The organism is Streptomyces sp. NPDC059564 (genome assembly GCF_042735575.1).
In the GTDB taxonomy this organism is placed as follows: Bacteria; Actinomycetota; Actinomycetes; order Streptomycetales; family Streptomycetaceae; genus Streptomyces.
The window spans coordinates 1-16,197 of the sequence record NZ_JBHWBP010000060.1 but is presented as its reverse complement, the minus strand read 5'-3'; the positions used below and the strand labels follow the sequence as shown (position 1 = coordinate 16,197).

17 protein-coding genes are annotated in these 16,197 nt (G+C 71.0%); 3 read left to right on the top strand and 14 right to left on the bottom strand.

What is annotated here, in order from left to right; all coding sequences use genetic code 11:
* Positions 1–15 precede the first annotated feature (15 nt).
* Entirely contained in the window at positions 16–1,188 is a 1,173-nt protein-coding gene (locus ACFV0Q_RS13800) for an Ig-like domain-containing protein (protein WP_385004818.1), read from the top strand.
* A 154-nt stretch (positions 1,189–1,342) separates the two neighbouring features.
* Positions 1,343–2,932: a CocE/NonD family hydrolase gene (locus ACFV0Q_RS13795; RefSeq protein ID WP_385004784.1), complete on the top strand. Its 1,590-nt coding sequence runs from the start codon at positions 1,343–1,345 to the stop codon at positions 2,930–2,932.
* Positions 2,933–2,962: 30 nt separating this feature from the next.
* On the opposite strand, the gene ACFV0Q_RS13790 is transcribed toward ACFV0Q_RS13795, so the two are convergent.
* The 12 genes from ACFV0Q_RS13790 to ACFV0Q_RS13735 all read right to left on the bottom strand — a co-directional run bounded on the left by ACFV0Q_RS13790 (position 2,963) and on the right by ACFV0Q_RS13735 (position 13,082).
* Positions 2,963–3,841 carry an amino acid ABC transporter permease gene (locus ACFV0Q_RS13790; protein ID WP_385004782.1) on the bottom strand — a complete coding sequence of 293 codons (879 nt, stop codon included), beginning with the start codon at positions 3,839–3,841 and terminating at the stop codon, positions 2,963–2,965.
* Positions 3,838–4,482, bottom strand: coding sequence for an amino acid ABC transporter permease (locus ACFV0Q_RS13785; RefSeq protein WP_385004780.1), 645 nt, complete (start codon positions 4,480–4,482; stop codon positions 3,838–3,840). Before ACFV0Q_RS13785 ends, ACFV0Q_RS13790 begins: the two co-directional genes overlap by 4 nt.
* 17 nt (positions 4,483–4,499) lie before the next feature.
* Positions 4,500–5,420 (bottom strand): glutamate ABC transporter substrate-binding protein, encoded by a 921-nt coding sequence (locus ACFV0Q_RS13780; protein ID WP_385004816.1) that lies wholly within the window; start codon positions 5,418–5,420, stop codon positions 4,500–4,502.
* A gap of 41 nt (positions 5,421–5,461) precedes the next feature.
* Positions 5,462–6,205: an amino acid ABC transporter ATP-binding protein gene (locus tag ACFV0Q_RS13775; protein WP_385004778.1), complete on the bottom strand. Its 744-nt coding sequence runs from the start codon at positions 6,203–6,205 to the stop codon at positions 5,462–5,464.
* Positions 6,206–6,390: 185 nt separating this feature from the next.
* Positions 6,391–6,831, bottom strand: coding sequence for a DUF6278 family protein (locus ACFV0Q_RS13770; protein ID WP_385004776.1), 441 nt, complete (start codon positions 6,829–6,831; stop codon positions 6,391–6,393).
* An 83-nt stretch (positions 6,832–6,914) separates the two neighbouring features.
* Complete coding sequence (locus ACFV0Q_RS13765) at positions 6,915–7,694, bottom strand: exodeoxyribonuclease III (RefSeq protein WP_385004774.1); 780 nt, start codon at positions 7,692–7,694, stop codon at positions 6,915–6,917.
* A gap of 30 nt (positions 7,695–7,724) precedes the next feature.
* Positions 7,725–8,357, bottom strand: a complete 633-nt coding sequence (locus ACFV0Q_RS13760; protein ID WP_385004772.1) for an MBL fold metallo-hydrolase — start codon at positions 8,355–8,357, stop codon at positions 7,725–7,727.
* 37 nt (positions 8,358–8,394) lie between these two features.
* Complete coding sequence (locus ACFV0Q_RS13755; RefSeq protein ID WP_385004770.1) at positions 8,395–8,988, bottom strand: hypothetical protein; 594 nt, start codon at positions 8,986–8,988, stop codon at positions 8,395–8,397.
* Between the two features lie 11 nt (positions 8,989–8,999).
* Positions 9,000–10,184, bottom strand: coding sequence for an ROK family glucokinase (locus ACFV0Q_RS13750; protein WP_385004768.1), 1,185 nt, complete (start codon positions 10,182–10,184; stop codon positions 9,000–9,002).
* On the bottom strand, positions 10,181–11,101 hold the full coding sequence (locus tag ACFV0Q_RS13745; RefSeq protein ID WP_385004766.1) for an ATP-binding cassette domain-containing protein: 921 nt from the start codon (positions 11,099–11,101) through the stop codon (positions 10,181–10,183). The genes ACFV0Q_RS13750 and ACFV0Q_RS13745 overlap by 4 nt, the downstream gene beginning before the upstream one ends.
* Entirely contained in the window at positions 11,068–12,105 is a 1,038-nt protein-coding gene (locus tag ACFV0Q_RS13740) for an ABC transporter permease (RefSeq protein ID WP_385004764.1), read from the bottom strand. Before ACFV0Q_RS13740 ends, ACFV0Q_RS13745 begins: the two co-directional genes overlap by 34 nt.
* Positions 12,102–13,082, bottom strand: a complete 981-nt coding sequence (locus tag ACFV0Q_RS13735) for a sugar ABC transporter substrate-binding protein (RefSeq protein WP_385004762.1) — start codon at positions 13,080–13,082, stop codon at positions 12,102–12,104. Before ACFV0Q_RS13735 ends, ACFV0Q_RS13740 begins: the two co-directional genes overlap by 4 nt.
* A 214-nt stretch (positions 13,083–13,296) precedes the next feature.
* Between ACFV0Q_RS13735 and ACFV0Q_RS13730 the strand changes: the two genes are divergently transcribed.
* Positions 13,297–14,301 (top strand): Gfo/Idh/MocA family oxidoreductase, encoded by a 1,005-nt coding sequence (locus ACFV0Q_RS13730; RefSeq protein ID WP_385004760.1) that lies wholly within the window; start codon positions 13,297–13,299, stop codon positions 14,299–14,301.
* A 97-nt stretch (positions 14,302–14,398) separates the two neighbouring features.
* On the opposite strand, the gene ACFV0Q_RS13725 is transcribed toward ACFV0Q_RS13730, so the two are convergent.
* Both ACFV0Q_RS13725 and ACFV0Q_RS13720 read right to left on the bottom strand, forming a co-directional pair.
* On the bottom strand, positions 14,399–15,313 hold the full coding sequence (locus tag ACFV0Q_RS13725) for a DMT family transporter (RefSeq protein ID WP_385004758.1): 915 nt from the start codon (positions 15,311–15,313) through the stop codon (positions 14,399–14,401).
* Between the two features lie 127 nt (positions 15,314–15,440).
* Positions 15,441–16,058 (bottom strand): dihydrofolate reductase family protein, encoded by a 618-nt coding sequence (locus ACFV0Q_RS13720; protein ID WP_385004756.1) that lies wholly within the window; start codon positions 16,056–16,058, stop codon positions 15,441–15,443.
* Positions 16,059–16,197 lie beyond the last annotated feature (139 nt).

Here is a 16,197-nt window from a genome sequence, read left to right as displayed (position 1 = left end):
CGGGGCCGCCACGCCATGCTGGCGGGCACCGCACTTCTGGCCGCCGCGCTGACCGCCTGCGGGGGCGGCTCGGGCACGGACGCCGGCGGGTCCGGCAAGGCGGAGGCCAAGAACAAGCCGGCCATGGCGGTTTCGGTGAACCTGACGGGTGATCAGGTCAAGGCGGGCGAGCCCGTGAAGGTGACCATCGCCGAGGGCAGGCTGGCCCAGGTGAAGGTGACGGACGGCAAGGGCGGGGAACTCCCGGGCCGGATAGCCCCCGACGGGAAGACCTGGACCTCGGAGCGCAACGCCTCGCCCGGCACCGACTACAAGGCCGAGGCGCAGGACTCCGACAGCCGGAGCGCCACGGCCCAGTTCAAGACCTCGGCCGCCGACAAGGTGAACAAGGTCTCGATCAACATCTCCAAGGGCAGCACGGTGGGCGTCGCGATGCCCGTCTCCCTGGTCTTCGACAACCCGGTGAAGAACAAGGCCGCGGTGGAGAAGCAGCTGAAGGTCACCGCCTCGGACAACGCCGAGGGTTCCTGGGGCTGGTTCAAGGACTATTCCGGCAAGGACCGGGTGGACTGGCGGCCGAAGGAGTACTGGAAGTCCGGCACCGACGTGAAGGTCGAGATGAACCTGAACGGGGTGGACTCCGGGCCGGGCGGCGGCCTCTTCGCGCGCGACTACAACACCGAATTCAAAATAGGCAAGGACCGCCGCATGGAGGTCAGCCTCGACACGAAGAAGATGTCGGTCACCGAGGACGGCCAGGTGGTCAAGACGATTCCGGTTTCCGCCGGAACCCCGGGCGGGCAGAAGGCCTCCTGGTCCGGGAAGATGGTGCTGATGGCGAAGGAGGGCACCATCCGGATGGACTCCCAGACGGTGGGCCTGGGCGACTCCTACGACAAGATGGTCGACTATTCGATGCGGCTGACCTGGTCGGGCATGTACGCGCACGCCGCCCCCTGGAACAGCGCCAACTTCGGCAGTGCCAACACCAGTTCGGGCTGCGTGGGCATGAGCGACGCCAACGCGAAGTCCTTCTACGAGCAGGTCCAGGCCGGCGACCCCTTCGAGGTGGTCGGCAGCGGCTCCAAGGGCAAGGCCGAGCTCGGCAACGGCTACGGCGAGTGGAACCTCTCCTGGGACGAGTGGAAGGCCAAGAGCGCGCTGTCGGGCGGATCCCAGAACGGCTGACCCCGCCCCGCCGACACCCCGCCGACACACCTCGCGGACCGCTGACTCTCGGTCAATTGTTACCTGTACGTAACTTACTGGCGGGTTACCTTCGGTAAGCCGCTCCGGTTACCGTCGGGTCACTTCGGACACCGGCGCACGCGAGGAGCGATCGATGAGAGCCCGCCCCACCACCGCAGCGGCCGTGGCGGCCGTGCTCGCGGCGGCCGCCCTGGGCCTGGCCCCCCACCAGGCCCAGGCGGCCCCCGCCCCTGCCCCCGCTCCGGCCCCGGCCGCCTCCCCGGAACTGCGCTTCCACGACATCCCGGGCTCCGGCGGCATCACCCTCAAGGGCAACGTCTTCACCCCCGCCGGAGCCGAACCCGGCCGGAAGTACCCCCTGATCGTGCTCCCCACCAGCTGGGGCATGCCGCAGATCGAATACATCGCCCAGGCCCGCAAGCTCGCCGACTCCGGCTACGTGGTGGTCGGTTACACCTCGCGCGGCTTCTGGCTCTCCGGCGGCCAGATCGAGACCGCGGGCCCCGCCGACGTCGCGGACGTCTCCGCCGTCATCGACTGGGCCCTCGCCACCACCCCCGCCGACCCCGCCCGGATCGGCCTCGGCGGGGTCTCGTACGGCGCGGGCATCAGCCTGCTGGCCTCCGCGCACGACCCCCGCGTCAAGGCCGTGGTCGCGCTCAGCGGGTGGGCCGACCTGATCGAGTCCATCTACTCCGGCCGCACCCAGCACGCCCAGGCGGCCGGACTGCTCGGCGCCACCGGCTTCCTCACCGGCCGCCCCGGACCCGAACTGCAGCAGATCCTCGGCGACTTCCTCGGCTCGAAGCTGGAGAACGAGCAGGCGATGATCGAGTGGGGCCGCAAGCACTCCGCCTCCGAGCAGGTGGACCGGATCAACGCCAACGGCGCCGCGATCATGATGGGCAACGCCTGGGGCGACACCGTCTTCCCGCCCAACCAGTACGCGAAGTTCTTCGAGAAGCTGACCGGCCCCAAGCGCCTGGAGTTCCGGCCCGGCGACCACGCCACCGCCGAGGCCACCGGCCTGCTCGGCCTGCCCAACGACACCTGGACCAGCGCCCACCGCTGGTTCGACCGCTACCTCAAGGGCGAGCGCAACGGCGTCGACACCGAGGCCCCGGTCCGGATCGCGTCCCGCAGCGGCCAGGGCTACGAGGGCTACGCGGACTGGAAGTCGGTCGGCTCCGGCGGCACCGAGAAGATCGCCCTGGCCGACAGCGAGCACGTCTTCGCCAACGTCGACTCCGGAGCCAACGGCGGGATCGTCTTCCTCTCCAGCCTCCTCGACCAGCTCGCGAAGGCGCCCCCGACCGCCTCCGTCCCCCTCCTCCCGCGCGCCTTCGCGGCCGTCTGGCAGTCCGGGCGCTACGCCGAGGAGCGCCGGGTGCGCGGCACCGTACGCCTGCACACCACCGTCACGCCCACCAAGGGCGACGGCACCTTCGTCGCCTACCTCTACGACGTCGGCCCGCTCGGCATCGGCAAGCTGGTCAGCAACGCCCCGTACACCTTCCACGGGAAGACCCCCGGCCAGTCCTTCGGCGTGGACCTGGATCTGTTCTCCACCGCCTACGACGTGCCCGCCGGCCACCGTCTCGCCCTGGTCGTGGACACGGTCGACCCGCTGTACATCGAGCACAACCCCGCCGGCGCACAGCTGACCTTCTCCTCGCCGCGCACCGATCCCTCGTACGTCTCGGTACCTCTGCGCGAGCAGTGATCGACGGCTGCTGCCGGGGCGGGGCGGCCCTCACCGCCCCGGCAGCACGATCTCCGGCTGCGCGGGGGCGACCTCGACCGCCGAGGTCTTGGGGCTCCGCCGCTCCCGCCGGGCCACCCAGGTGGCGAACCAGGACAGGAGCATGCACATCCCGATGTAGATCGGGGAGATGATCATCACCACGGGGATGAAGGGCAGGTCGTAGTCCAGGTTCGAGGCGATCAGCTTGCCCGCGTGCAGGAACTCCTCGTAGGTGATCAGGTAGCCGAGCGAGGTGTCCTTCAGCGCGACCACCAGCTGGCTGATGATGGTGGGCAGCATCGCGCGGACCGCCTGCGGGGCCAGGACGTGGGTCATGACCTGCGTCTTGCGCATGCCCAGGGCGTACGCCGCCTCGCGCTGGCCCCGGTCCACCGCGTTGATGCCCGTACGGAAGACCTCGGCCAGCACCGACCCGTTGTACAGGGTCAGCCCCGCGACCAGCGCGGGCAGCGGCTGCACCTTCAGGGCGACGAAGATGAAGAAGATCATCACCAGCACCGGCATGGCCCGGAAGAACTCCACGCACAGCGTCGCCAGCAGGCGCACGGGCCGGTGCACCGAGAGCCGTCCGGTGGCGAGCACCGCGCCGAGCAGCAGCGAGAGCACCGAGGCGTAGGCGAAGGCCTTGAGGGTGTTGCCCAGACCCCTGAGCAGCAGTTCCTGGATGCCCTCGTACGCGAAGGGGCCCCACTTGGCGGCGGTGAACTGGTTCGTGTCGAACAGCAGGTAGAGGATCCAGGCCAGCAGTCCCAGGATGACGACCGTCGAGACGATCCCGTAGAGGAAGTGCCGGCGCCGGGTGCGCGGGCCGGGCAGGTCGTACAGGGCGGTGGACTGCGTGTCCCCGTGCAGCGCGTGCGCGGTCATCGGGCGACTCCGTAGCGCTTCTCCAGCACGTTGAAGAGCGCGCTGATGGACAGGGTGATGATCAGGTACCCCACGGCGATCCAGACGAAGGTCCAGATGATGTTGTAGCCCAGCTCGCTGAGCGTCTTGTACGTGCCCAGCAGCTCGTTGACGCTGAAGGCGCCGGCGATCGCCGAGTTCTTGGCGAGGGCGATCAGCGTGGAGCCGATGGGCGGGATCACCGAGCGGAAGGCCTGCGGCAGCACCACCGTGCCCAGGGTCTGCGCGAAGGACATGCCGAGGCTGCGGGCCGCCTCGCCCTGCCCCTTGGGCACGGTGTTGATGCCGGAGCGCAGCGCCTCGCAGATGAAGGCGGAGGTGTAGCAGCCCAGCGCCAGGACGGCGAAGACCTGGAAGGGGAGCACCACCCCGAAGCGGGGCAGGCCCAGCAGCACCGCGAAGAAGAGCAGGGTGAGCGGGGTGTTGCGCAGCACGGTCACCCAGACCGTGCCGAAGACCCGGAAGGAGCCGACGGGCGCGACCCGGAAGGAGGCCATCAGGAAGCCCAGGACCAGGGCGAGGAGGGAGGCGTAGACGGTCAGTTGGACGGTGCCCAGGAAGCCCTTGACGTAGATGTCGAAGTTGTCGGTGAGTACCTTCATGGCGGGGCGTTCTCCCCTCAGCTCGCCGGGTAGCGGTCGATGGGCGGCGGCGTCGGGGCGGGTTCGCCGGAGAGGCCGAGGGTGGCCTCGTAGGCCTTCTTCCAGTCGCCGTTCTTCTCGTGCTCGGCGAGGGCGTCGTCGAGGGCGAAGCGCAGGGCGTTGTCGGACCGCGGTACGCCGATGCCGTACGGCTCCTTGGAGAAGGGCTTGCCGACGACCTTGAGCTCCTCGGGGACCTTGGCGGCGTAGCCGAGGAGGATGGAGTCGTCGGTGGAGACGGCGTCGACCTGGTAGGTCAGCAGGTTGTCCACGCAGACCGAGTAGGTGTCGTAGGCGACGAGGACCGCCTTCGGGTACTCCTTCTGGAGGCGCTGGTAGGGGGTGGATCCGGCGGCCGAGCAGACCTTCTTGCCGGCGAGGTCCTCGGGGCCCTTGATGTCCTTCTCGTCCTTGCGGACCAGCAGGGACTGGCCGGCCATGAAGTAGGGGCCGGCGAAGCCGACCTGCTTCTTGCGGTTGTCGTTGATCGTGTAGGTGCCCACGTAGTAGTCGATCTGGCCGTTCTGCAGGGCGGTCTCGCGGTTGGCGGAGGCGATCGTCTTGAACTCGATGGTCTTGGGGTCGAAGCCGAGGGAGGCGGACATCATCTTGGCGATCTCGATGTCGAATCCGGAGTAGGTCCCGGTCGCGGGGTCCTTCTCCCCCATGTACGGCTGGTCCTCCTTGACTCCGACGACCAGGTGGCCGCGCTTCCTGGCCCGCTCCCAGGTGCGGGACTGCGGCAGCTGGAAGCCGGTCGCCACGTGGTAGACGGGCAGGTCCTCGGGCTGCGGGCCCTTGACCGGGGGGCTGCCGGACTTGCCGCAGGCGGCGGCCGCGAGGAGGGCGAGGATCAGGGCGAGGACGCGCAGAACGTGCTTGACCGGGCTGGGCTTCATCGGGCTGGGCTTCATCGGGCTGGGCTTCATCGGGCCGCCCCTCAGTGCTTGAGGATCTTGGAGAGGAAGTCCTTGGCGCGCTCGCTCTCGGGCGCCGTGAAGAACGCCTCCGGGGTGCGGTCCTCGACGATCTTCCCGTCGGCCATGAAGACGACCCGGTTGGCGGCTGAGCGCGCGAAGCCCATCTCGTGGGTGACCACGACCATGGTCATGCCCTCGGCGGCGAGCTGCTGCATGACCTCCAGCACCTCGTTGATCATCTCCGGGTCGAGCGCGGAGGTCGGCTCGTCGAAGAGCAGGGCCTTGGGGCTCATCGCCAGGGCGCGGGCGATGGCCACGCGCTGCTGCTGGCCGCCGGAGAGCTGGGCGGGGTACTTGTCGGCCTGGTCCGCGAGGCCGACGCGGTCCAGGAGTTCCCGGGAGCGCTTGTCGGCTTCCTCCCTCTTGCGCTTCCTGACCTTGACCTGCGCGAGGGACACGTTGGCCAGGACGGTCCTGTGCGCGAAGAGGTTGAAGGACTGGAAGACCATCCCGACCTCGGCGCGCAGCTGGGCCAGCTCCTTGCCCTCGGCGGGGAGGGGCCGGCCGTCGAGGGTGATCGTGCCGGACTCGATGGTCTCCAGCCGGTTGATGGTCCGGCAGAGGGTGGACTTCCCGGAGCCGGAGGGGCCGATGATCACCACCACCTCCCCGCGGCCGACGGTGAGGTCGATGTCCCTCAGGACGTGCAGCTTCCCGAAGTGCTTGTTGACGTCCCGCAGCTCGATCAACGGATCGACGGCCATACGCTGCCCTGCCCACTTGTCGGTGTGTCGAGGTCAGCGCAAACTATCCAGCCGCCGGAGGGGCTTCACCTCGACACGCCTAAAAGGTACATAAAGCGCATTGGCTCTTCAGTCGTACGAGAAGGATCGGGGAGGACCAGGGAGGAGCAGGGAGGACCGGAAAGGATCCGAACGGACCGGGCGGATCAGCCTTCGGAGGCCTCCGCGTAGGCCTGGCTGAGCTCGGGGGAACCGGTCATCGCCCAGGACACCCCCGACTCGACCACGTTGAGCTCCCGCCCCGACTCCAGCCGGATCACGGGCTGGCCGTTGGGCCACACCTGCCAGGCGGACCCGGGGATCGTGCGGATGATCACGGTCCCGAGGTAGAAGCCCGCGTCGTTGCCGAGCCAGGGCACGGCCTCGGGGTCCCGTCGCCAGCGCGGCATCAGCTGGTCGAGAGCCTCCAAGGAGGCCGGGGTCTGGTCGAGTTCGAGCCCGGCCACCCACGCCTGCGCCCGCAGCATCTCGCACTCCGAGAACAACTCGACGACGCCCTCGGGATCATCCGCGAGGGCGGCGGCGAGCCCCGCACCCTGTTCCGTTTCGTGCCGGTTCAGCCAGTTGGCCAGGAAAGGGATGTTCATATCGCCCAGCCTGGCACCAGGATCCCCGGCTGGCCACAGGGCGCGCCTTGATCGCCGCGCCCGGTTGTGGGCGGGGCCGGGGTCTAGAGGTCCAGGTCGACGACGACCGGGGCGTGGTCGGAGGCTCCCTTGCCCTTGCGCTCCTCGCGGTCGACGTAAGCGTCCTTGACGGCCTTCGTGAAGGGCGCGTTCCCGTAGACGAGGTCGATGCGCATGCCGCGGTTCTTGGGGAAGGCGAGCATCCGGTAGTCCCAGAACGTGTACGGGTGGTCGTACTTGAGGGCGCGCGGGAACACGTCGGACAGGCCCGCGGTGCGCAGGGCCTCCAGGGCGGCCCGCTCGGGCGGGGTGACGTGGGTCAGGCCCGCGAAGACCGCCGGGTCGTAGACGTCCTCGTCGGTCGGCGCGACGTTGAAGTCGCCGAGCACGGCGAACGGGCGCGGTCCGGCGGCGTCTTCGGCGACGGCGCCGGCCAGGGCCCGGAACCACTCCAGCTTGTAGCCGTAGTGGTCGTGCTCGACCTCGCGGCCGTTGGGCACGTACACCGACCAGACGCGGACCCCGCCGCAGGTCGCGGAGATCGCGCGGGGCTCCTGCACGCCCTCGTAGTCCGGGCCGCCGGGCAGCCCCGGGGTGACGTCCTCCAGGCCGACGCGGGAGAGCAGGGCGACGCCGTTCCACCGGCCGGTGGCGTTGACGGCCGACTCGTAGCCCAGCTCGCGCAGCTCGTCGGCGGGGAACTGCTCCGCCGAGCACTTGGTCTCCTGGACGCACAGCACGTCCGTGCCGGAGGACTCCAGCCAGGCCAGCAGGCGCGGCAGCCGGGCGGTGATCGAGTTGACGTTGTACGTGGCGATACGCATGCCCTCAAACCTACCGCCCGGCACCGACAGTCAGAGCGCGGCGCTCTCGCCCGCCCCGAGGCGGCGGTGGGGGGCGCCGCCGAGGCCCGCCAGGGCGCCGTCGTAGATGGGCCGGGCGATGTCCGAGAGGTAGGCGTCGTGGATGTCGATCGCCTGGCGCGGCTTGACCTCGCGAACGTAGTCGATCACCTCGGCGATCTTGTTCCAGGGGGCGTGCACCGGCAGCATCAGCGTGTCGACGGGGGCGTCCGGCACGGTCAGCGCGTCCCCGGGGTGGAAGAGGGAACCTTCCACGAGGAAGCCGACATTGGTGATCCGCGGGACGTCCGGATGGATCACGGCGTGCAGCTCGCCGTGGACCCGTACCGAGAAACCGGCGGCGTCGAAGGCGTCGCCGTGGCCCACGGTGTGCACCCGGCCGGGGTAGGCGGCGGACAGCTTCTCGGCGACGCTGCGCAGGGTCCACAGCGCCGCCCCGGGGTTCGCGTCGAGGGCGGCGCGGATCCGGCCCTCCTCGAAGTGGTCCGGATGCTCGTGGGTGACGAGCAGGACGTCCGCGCCGAGGCCCGCGTCCGGTTCGCTGAAGGCGCCCGGGTCGATGACGAGCGTGCGCCCGTCCTTCTCCAACTGGACGCAGGAGTGCAGCCGTTTGGTGAGCTTCATGCGTCTCACCTTAGGCGGGCGCACCGGCCGGCGGGGGCTACGGCACCGTCGTGGAGACCACGTACACGCGCGGGTTCGCCGGGTTGGTCAGGTCGACCGTGATGTCCCGGGTGGGGCGCGGGTCCTTGGCGTCCAGGGTGATCCCGGACCACTTGTGCCTCGGGCTCCAGCTCCAGCCGGCGACCTGGGCGTCGTGCGCGGAGATCGTCACTCCGGGCGTCAGCGCCTCCCGGCTGGTGCCGACGTCGGCCAGGAAGGTGTCCAGCTCCCGGGGGGTGACCCCGAACTGCACGAACAGCCGGCTGGTGTGCCAGTTGTTCGTCTCCAGGTAGCCGACCAGCGAGGCCATCATCGGGATCGGCACCTCGTACACGCTGCGCTGCACCTGGGAGGGCCAGGACTCGCGCACCTTGACGGCGCCCACCTTGGCGGCCTTGTCCCGGCCGCTCTCGCGGCTCTGCTGGGCGGACACGGCGAGGTAGCCCGCCGGGACCCCGACGAGCAGCAGGATGATGATCGCGGTGATCCAGCGGCGCCGGACGGTGGTCTTGCGGTCCTGGAGGTCCTGGCGCTCCTCCTCGGTGGGCGGGCGGGGGCCGTCCGCCTCGGGGGAGGACGCCTGTCTGGGCACGGAGGGCGGTGTCACTGGTCCTGGTCCTTGGGGGCCTTGGGTTCCTTGGCCGCCACCCCGCCGACGGCCGGGCGCAGGCCGAACTGCGCGTAGCGCTCGTAGCGCTCGACGCGGCGGCGCGTGGCGCGGCGGAAGCGGCGGGCGACGAGCCGGGCGAGGTCGGCGGCGCCGACCATGCCCGCCTCGGGGCCGAGCTGGGCCTTGGCGATCCGCGCCTCGGGGCGGTAGCCGCGGCCGGTGAGGTGGCGCCGGAAGGCGTCGCGGGCGGGCCCGATGAGCAGGTCGTCGGCGGCGCTGACGCCGCCGCCGATGACGAAGCAGGACGGGTCGAGGGCGGCGGCGAGGTTGGCGATGCCGACGCCGAGCCACTGGCCGATGTCCTGGAGCAGCTCGACGCACATGGCGTCGCCCTCGCGGGCCAGCTCGGTGATGAGCGGCCCGGTGATCTCCTGGACGTTGCCGCCGACCCTGGCGATGATGTTGTACGCGACCGGGGAGTCGGCGGCGGCCAGCTCGCGGGCCTCGCGCACCAGCGCGTTGCCGGAGCTGTACTGCTCCCAGCAGCCTCGGTTGCCGCAGGGGCAGCGGTGGCCGCCGGGCACGACCTGCATGTGGCCGAACTCGCCGGCGACCCCGTAGCGGCCGCGCTTGACCTGGCCGCCTTCGAGGATGGCCCCGCCGATGCCGGTGCCGAGCGTGATCATGACGAGGTGGTCCTCGCCGCGGCCCGCGCCGAAGCGCCACTCGGCCCAGGCGGCGGTGTTGGCATCGTTGTCGACCATGACCGGGACCGCGAGCCGGGACTGGAGCGCGTCGCGCAGCGGTTCGTCGCGCCAGGCCAGGTGGGGTGCGAAGAGCACGCGGGAGCGGTCGGCGTCGACCCAGCCGGCGGCGCCGATCCCGACCGCGTGCACGTCGTGCCGGTCGGAGAGGTCCAGGACCAGCTCGACGATGGTGTCCTCGACGACCTTGGGGCTCTTGGACTTGTCCGGGGTCTCGGTGCGGATCTTCTCCAGGATGACCCCGTCGGCGTCGACGACGCCGGCCATCACCTTGGTGCCGCCGATGTCGATGCCGACGGTCGGGACGCGCGGGGCGGTCAGCAGCGACCGGCGCTCACGGGTCCCGACGGTCCGCAGGACGGTGCCTCGCGCCGCGCCCCGGTGGGAGAGCGCGAAGTCCCGGTACGTGCTCATCGAGTCGTGTCGTCCCTGTCGGAGGCGGAGTCGGAAGGGCTGCCGGAAGCGGTGCCGGCGGGGGTGCCCGGTCCTGATTCTGCCACCCGCTCCAGTTCGTGGCTCAGCTCGTCCAGTTCCGAGCCGCCCGCCATCTGCCGGGTGAGCTCGTCCAGGGTGATCGAGTCCCGGGTGTGGCTGCCGGCCATCGTGCCCCGCTTGAGGAGCACGAAACGGTCCCCGACCAGGTACGCGTGGTGCGGGTTGTGGGTGATCAGGACCACGCCGAGACCGGCGTCGCGGGCGGCGGCGACGTACTTGAGGACCACGCCCGACTGCTTCACGCCGAGGGCCGCGGTGGGCTCGTCCAGGACGAGGACCTTCGCCCCGAAGTACACGGCGCGGGCGATGGCCACGCACTGGCGCTCGCCGCCGGACAGGGTGCCGATGGGCTGGTCGACGTCGCGCAGGTCGATGCCCATGCGCAGCAGCTCGGCGCGGGTGGTCTCGCGCATCAGCTCCACGTCGAGGCGGCGGAAGGGGCCGCGGCCCTTGGTGGGCTCGGAGCCGAGGAAGAAGTTGCGCCAGACCGGCATCAGGGGGACGACGGCGAGGTCCTGGTAGACGGTCGCGATGCCGCGGTCGAGGGCCGCGCGCGGGTTGGCGAGCACGGTCTCCTCCCCCTCGATCTCGAAGGAGCCGGCGTCGTGCCGGTGCAGCCCCGCGATGATCTTGATGAGGGTGGACTTGCCGGCGCCGTTGTCGCCGAGCACACAGGTGATCTCGCCGGCCGAGACCTCCAGGGAGACCCCCTGGAGGGCGCGGATGCTGCCGTAGTACTTGCTGACGTCGGTCAGCTTGACCAGGGCGGTCCCGGTCTCGGGAACGGGCGCGGTCTTGGTGGTCACTTGGTCGCCTCCGCCCGCTTGCGGACCCATGCGTTGAGCAGCGTCGCCAGCAGGAGCATGGCGCCGAGGAAGAACTTGAACCAGTCCGGGTTCCACTGCGCGTACACGATGCCGTTGCTGGTCATGCCGAAGATGAAGGCGCCCACGGCCGAGCCGATGGCGGAGCCGTAGCCTCCGGTCATCAGACAGCCACCGATGACCGCCGCGATGATGTACAGGAACTCGTTGCCGACGCCCTCGCCCGACTGGACGACGTCGAAGGAGAACAGGATGTGCTGCCCGGAGATCCAGGCGCACAGCGCGACGCCCATGTAGAGGCCGATCCGCGTCTTGACGACGGGGACGCCGGTGGCGCGGGCCGCGTCGGCCCCGCCGCCCACGGCGAAGATCCAGTTCCCGGCGCGGGTGCGCAGCAGGATCCAGGTGGCGACGGCGACCAGGGCGAACCACCACAGGATGGTGACCTTGAGGGTGACCGAGCCGATGTTCCACTGCGAGGCGAACAGGGCCCGGGCGGAGGAGAAGCCCTCCATGTCGGCGATCGTCTTGGTGGAGACGGAGCCGCTGATCAGCTTGGTGAAGCCGAGGTTCAGGCCGGTCAGCATCAGGAAGGTGCCGAGCGTGATGATGAAGCTCGGCAGTCTGGTGCGGGTCAGCATGAACCCGTTGAAGAAGCCGATGGCCAGGGTGACCAGCAGCGACACCCCGACGCCCACCCATACGTTGGCGGTCATCTGGTAGCTGAACATCGAGGCGACCAGCGCCGAGGTGGTGACCATGACGCCGGCGGAGAGGTCGAACTCGCCGCCGATCATCAGCAGCGCCACGGGGACGGCCATGATCCCGATGGTGGAGGCCGAGTACAGGATCGTGCTCAGGCTGGAGGCCTGCAGGAAGCTGGGGGCGGCGAAGGAGAAGAAGACGAAGACGGCGGCCGCCCCGACGACGGCACCCAGCTCGGGGCGCCCGAGGAGCTTGCGGACGTACGAGGTCGGCGCGAGCCGTTCGTCGGCGGTGGCGGAGCCGGCGCTCATCGGCTGCCCCGCTTGATGAACTCCTCCAGCTTGGCGGCCTCGTCCTTGGTGACGATCTGCGGCCCGGTCAGCACCGGGCGGCCGCCGCCGAGGACGTCCGCGTTGTAGCGGTAGAGCCACAGCAGGTCGATGGCCTCGTAGCCCTGGAGGTAGGGCTGCTGGTCCACGGCGAAGCCGAGGGCGCCGGACTTCAGGTCGCGGGCGACGGACTCGTTGAGGTCGAAGGTGTCGACCTCGGCCTTGCTGCCCGCCGCGTCCTTCGCCTTGACGGCGGTGGGGGCGAAGGGGGCGCCGAGGGTGACGATCGCGTCGACGGAGGGGTCGGCCTGCAGCTTCGCCTGGATGGCGGCCTGTACGGAGGGCATGTTCGTGCCCTCGACGTAGAGGTTCTCCATGCTGCCGCCGAAGGACTTCTTCGCCCCGGCGCAGCGCTGCTCGTGGCCGACGTTGCCCTGCTCGTGCAGGACGCAGACGGCCTTCTTGCGGCCGCGCTTGGTCAGCTCGGTGCCGACCGCCTCGCCCGCGATCGCTTCGTCCTGGCCGATGTGGGTCAGGGCGCCGTACTCGGCCGACTGGGCGGATCCGGAGTTGACCGTGATGACGGGGATGCCGGCCTTGACGGCCTTGCCGATGACGTCCTTGAGGGCCTCGGGCTTGGCGAGGCTGACGACGATCCCGTCGACCTTCTGGTCGATCGCGTTCTGCACGAACTGGGCCTGCTGCTGCGCCTGGTCGTCGTGCGCGTACACGAAGTTGATGTTGTCCTTCGCCGCGGCCTCCTTGGCACCCTTCTGGACGATGTCCCAGAAGGTGTCGCCGTCGCCCGCGTGGGTCACCATCGCGAAGGTCCAGCGCGGCGTGGACACGGCGGGCCGGCCCGCCTCGGCGGCCTTCGCCCGCTCCTCGGCGCGCTTGCCGCCCGTGCTGCTGCAGCCCGCGAGGGAGGCTCCCAGTACCACCGCGAGCACGGCGCCCACGACGCGTACCCCTGTCCGAACCCTAGCCACGTCGCCGCGCCCTTCCCTCGTTGTACCTGCCACCGGACTCACAGTGGTCTTTCCGGTTCCAGCCGCCCAGTATCCGCCACAGCGGACCTGGCGGGCCCATCGGGGGCCGCCGCCACCATCGTGGCCTTCCCGGGACAGAGCGGGGCAGATTGACAGCTCCCCCGGACGGGGCCAGGTTGAGTGCATGCGCATCGGGCTCATCGGAACGGGCCGGATCGGCTCCTTCCACGCGGCGGCCCTGGCCCGTCGGCCGGACGCCGGTTCGCTGCTGCTGGCCGACGCCGACCCGGGGCGGGCCGCGCGGCTCGCGGACCGGCTGGGGGCCACCGCCGCGCCCTCCGTCGAACAGGTCTTCACCTGGGGCGTGGACGCGCTGGTCGTGGCCTGCGCCACCGGGGCGCACGCCGAGCTGGTCGTACGGGCGGTGCGCGGCGGGCTGCCGGTGTTCTGCGAGAAGCCCCTGGCCCCGGACCTGGAGCGCACCCTGGCGGTGCTGCGCGAGGTGGAGTCCGTCGGGGGGACCCTCCAGCTGGGCTTCATGCGCCGCTTCGACGCGGGCTGCCGCACCGCCCGGGAACTGGTCCGTTCGGGTGCGCTGGGGCGGCTGCACACCGTACGGACGATGACGGCCGACGCCGCTCCGCCGCCCGCCGCGTACCTCGCGGGCTCCGGCGGGCTGTACCGGGACTGCATGGTGCACGACTTCGACATGGTCCGCTGGGTGACCGGGCACGAGCCCGTCGAGGTGTACGCGGCCGGTTCGGACGCGGGCCCGGCCCGGTTCCGGGAGGCGGGCGACGTGGACACGGCGGCGGCTCTGCTCACCCTCGACGACGGGACGCTGGTCACCAGTACCGCCACCCGGTGCAACGGCGCCGGGTACGACGTACGGATGGAGCTGGCCGGGGAGCTGGACCAGGTCACCTCCGGGCTGGACGACCGTACGCCGATCGCCTCGACGGAGCCGAACGGCCCGCCCCCGGCGAGCAAGCCGTGGACCGGGTTCCTGGAGCGGTTCGGGCCCGCCTACGAGGCCGAGCTGGGGGCCTTCGTCAGCCTGGTGCGCGGCGAGGGACCCAACCCCTGCGACGGCCGGGAGGGGCTGGCCGCGTTCCGGGTCGCGGAGGCGTGCGAGCGGTCCCGGCGGGAGCGCCGCCCCGTACGGATGGACGAGCTCCCGGATCTCTAGGGCGGGCATGCGGATCACAGTAGGGCCGGTGATCAAGCCCGGAGGAGGCGTTTCCCGGCCATCGTTCGGCCGTTCATCCGTTCAGTCGTTCGGCCGTTCAGCCCGCGGCGCGGCGGCCCCAGGCGGTGCCGGCCAGGACCATGGCCACGCCCGCGAGGCCGAGGGGGCCGAGGTGCTCGCCGCCGATGGCGATGCCCGCGCCGGCCGCCCACAGCGGTTCGGTGCCGAGCAGCAGGCTGACCCGGGAGGGCGAGGTCCTTCGTACGGCCCACATCTGCACGAAGAACGCGAAGAGGGTGCAGAGGACGGACAGGAACGCGAGCCCGGCCCACTCGGCGGGGCCGAAGTCCGCCGCGGCCGCCCAGGGCGTGGCGCCCGTCCCCGGGAAGGCGGCGAGGGCGGCGAAGAGCAGGACGGCGCCGCCGAGCTGGACGGTGGTCAGGGAGAGCGAGTCGGCGTCCTGGACGGCCTTGATCCGGGCCATCAGCAGGACGTGCAGGGTCCGGGCGAGGGCCGCGCCGAGGATCAGCAGGTCGCCCAGGCCGGGGGCGGTGAACCCGGCGCCCTGGGTGAGCAGCACGACTCCGGCGACGGAGACGGCGGCGGCGCCGAGGAAGGCGGCCGAGGGGGCGGTGCGCCGTACGGCGGACTCCGCGAGCGGGGTGAAGATCATGGTCAGGCTGATGATCAGCCCGGCGTTGGTGGCGGAGGTGTGCACCACCCCGTAGGTCTCCAGCAGGAAGATCCCGCCGAGGACGAGGCCCAGCACCCCGGCCCCGCGCAGCTGGGCTGGGCTCAGCGCGCGCAGCCGCCGCCATCCGGCGAGGACGAGGACGGGCAGGACGAGCGCGAAGCGCAGCACGAGCACCGCGATCACGGTGTGCGCGGTGGTGATCCCCTTGGCGGCGAGGTAGCTGCCGCCCCAGACGACGGCGACGAGCAGGACGGGCAGGTCCGCGAGCCAGGCCCGGCGGGGGGCGAGGGCGGGGGCGGGGGCGGCGAGGGTGGACACCGGGGCGGCTCCGACGGCGGGAAGGACGTGGAGACGGCGGTGGCTCGCACGGATGCGGGCTCACCGTAGCCGAGTCGATCTTCCCGGTCGACCCGTTTCCGGGGCCGCCGCCGGGGCCTCCCGCGCCTCAGTCGCCCACGGTGCCGAAGGAGGCCCGGCCCGTCGGCCGGTACGTGTGCGCGGCGATCCCGCTCGAGGTGATCCGGGAGGCGGTCAGTTCGAAGGCCGTCGGGAGTCCGCCGGTCGGGAACAGGCGCCGGCCCCCACCGAGGAAGACGGGGAAGACCAGCAGGTTCAGCTCTTCGACGAGGTCCCGCGCGAGGAGCCACTGGGCCAGTTGTCCGCTGCCGTGGATCTGGAGCTCCCCGTCGGTGGCGTCCTTGGCCCGGACCACCTCCGACTGGAGCTGTTCCCCGTCCACCACCGTGGTGCCGGCCCAGGAGGGTTCCTTGAGGGTGGTGGAGGCCACGTACTTCGGCAACCGGTTGAGGGGGCCCGCGATCGGGTCGGCCGGGTCGTCGTGGCGCGGCCAGTAGCCGGCGAAGATCTCGTAGGTCCGGCGGCCGAGGAGGAAGGCGCCGGCGCGGTCGAACACCTCGGTGATGAACTCCCCCATGCCCTCGTCGGCGAAGGGCGCGACCCAGCCGCCGTAGGCGAAGCCGCCGTCGGGGTCCTCCTCGGGCCCGCCGGGGGCCTGCATGACGCCGTCGAGGGTGAGGAAGGTGGTCAGGGTCAGCTTGCCCATGGCACTGCGCTCCTTGGGGTAGGCGCTCGTTCGCCTTGCACCGTTCAGACTCCCGGCCGGGCCGGAACTCATCGGTGCGGCGCGCGCGGACCCGGGCCCGGGCTCCCTCGGACGCGCCTACGGGGCGCACCGCGTGCGG

Bases quoted from the DNA above. Each gene is read 5' to 3' on its own strand.
- ACFV0Q_RS13790 (WP_385004782.1), bottom strand. From the start codon at position 3,841: ATGACCGCGCACGCGCTGCACGGGGACACGCAGTCCACCGCCCTGTAC.
- ACFV0Q_RS13720 (WP_385004756.1), bottom strand. From the start codon at position 16,058: ATGGGCAAGCTGACCCTGACCACCTTCCTCACCCTCGACGGCGTCATG.
- ACFV0Q_RS13750 (WP_385004768.1), bottom strand. From the start codon at position 10,184: ATGAGCACGTACCGGGACTTCGCGCTCTCCCACCGGGGCGCGGCGCGA.
- ACFV0Q_RS13780 (WP_385004816.1), bottom strand. From the start codon at position 5,420: ATGAAGCCCAGCCCGGTCAAGCACGTTCTGCGCGTCCTCGCCCTGATC.
- ACFV0Q_RS13745 (WP_385004766.1), bottom strand. From the start codon at position 11,101: ATGGGTCCGCAAGCGGGCGGAGGCGACCAAGTGACCACCAAGACCGCG.
- ACFV0Q_RS13775 (WP_385004778.1), bottom strand. From the start codon at position 6,205: ATGGCCGTCGATCCGTTGATCGAGCTGCGGGACGTCAACAAGCACTTC.
- ACFV0Q_RS13765 (WP_385004774.1), bottom strand. From the start codon at position 7,694: ATGCGTATCGCCACGTACAACGTCAACTCGATCACCGCCCGGCTGCCG.
- ACFV0Q_RS13800 (WP_385004818.1), top strand. From the start codon at position 16: ATGCTGGCGGGCACCGCACTTCTGGCCGCCGCGCTGACCGCCTGCGGG.
- ACFV0Q_RS13785 (WP_385004780.1), bottom strand. From the start codon at position 4,482: ATGAAGGTACTCACCGACAACTTCGACATCTACGTCAAGGGCTTCCTG.
- ACFV0Q_RS13795 (WP_385004784.1), top strand. From the start codon at position 1,343: ATGAGAGCCCGCCCCACCACCGCAGCGGCCGTGGCGGCCGTGCTCGCG.
- ACFV0Q_RS13760 (WP_385004772.1), bottom strand. From the start codon at position 8,357: ATGAAGCTCACCAAACGGCTGCACTCCTGCGTCCAGTTGGAGAAGGAC.
- ACFV0Q_RS13730 (WP_385004760.1), top strand. From the start codon at position 13,297: ATGCGCATCGGGCTCATCGGAACGGGCCGGATCGGCTCCTTCCACGCG.
- ACFV0Q_RS13740 (WP_385004764.1), bottom strand. From the start codon at position 12,105: ATGAGCGCCGGCTCCGCCACCGCCGACGAACGGCTCGCGCCGACCTCG.
- ACFV0Q_RS13770 (WP_385004776.1), bottom strand. From the start codon at position 6,831: ATGAACATCCCTTTCCTGGCCAACTGGCTGAACCGGCACGAAACGGAA.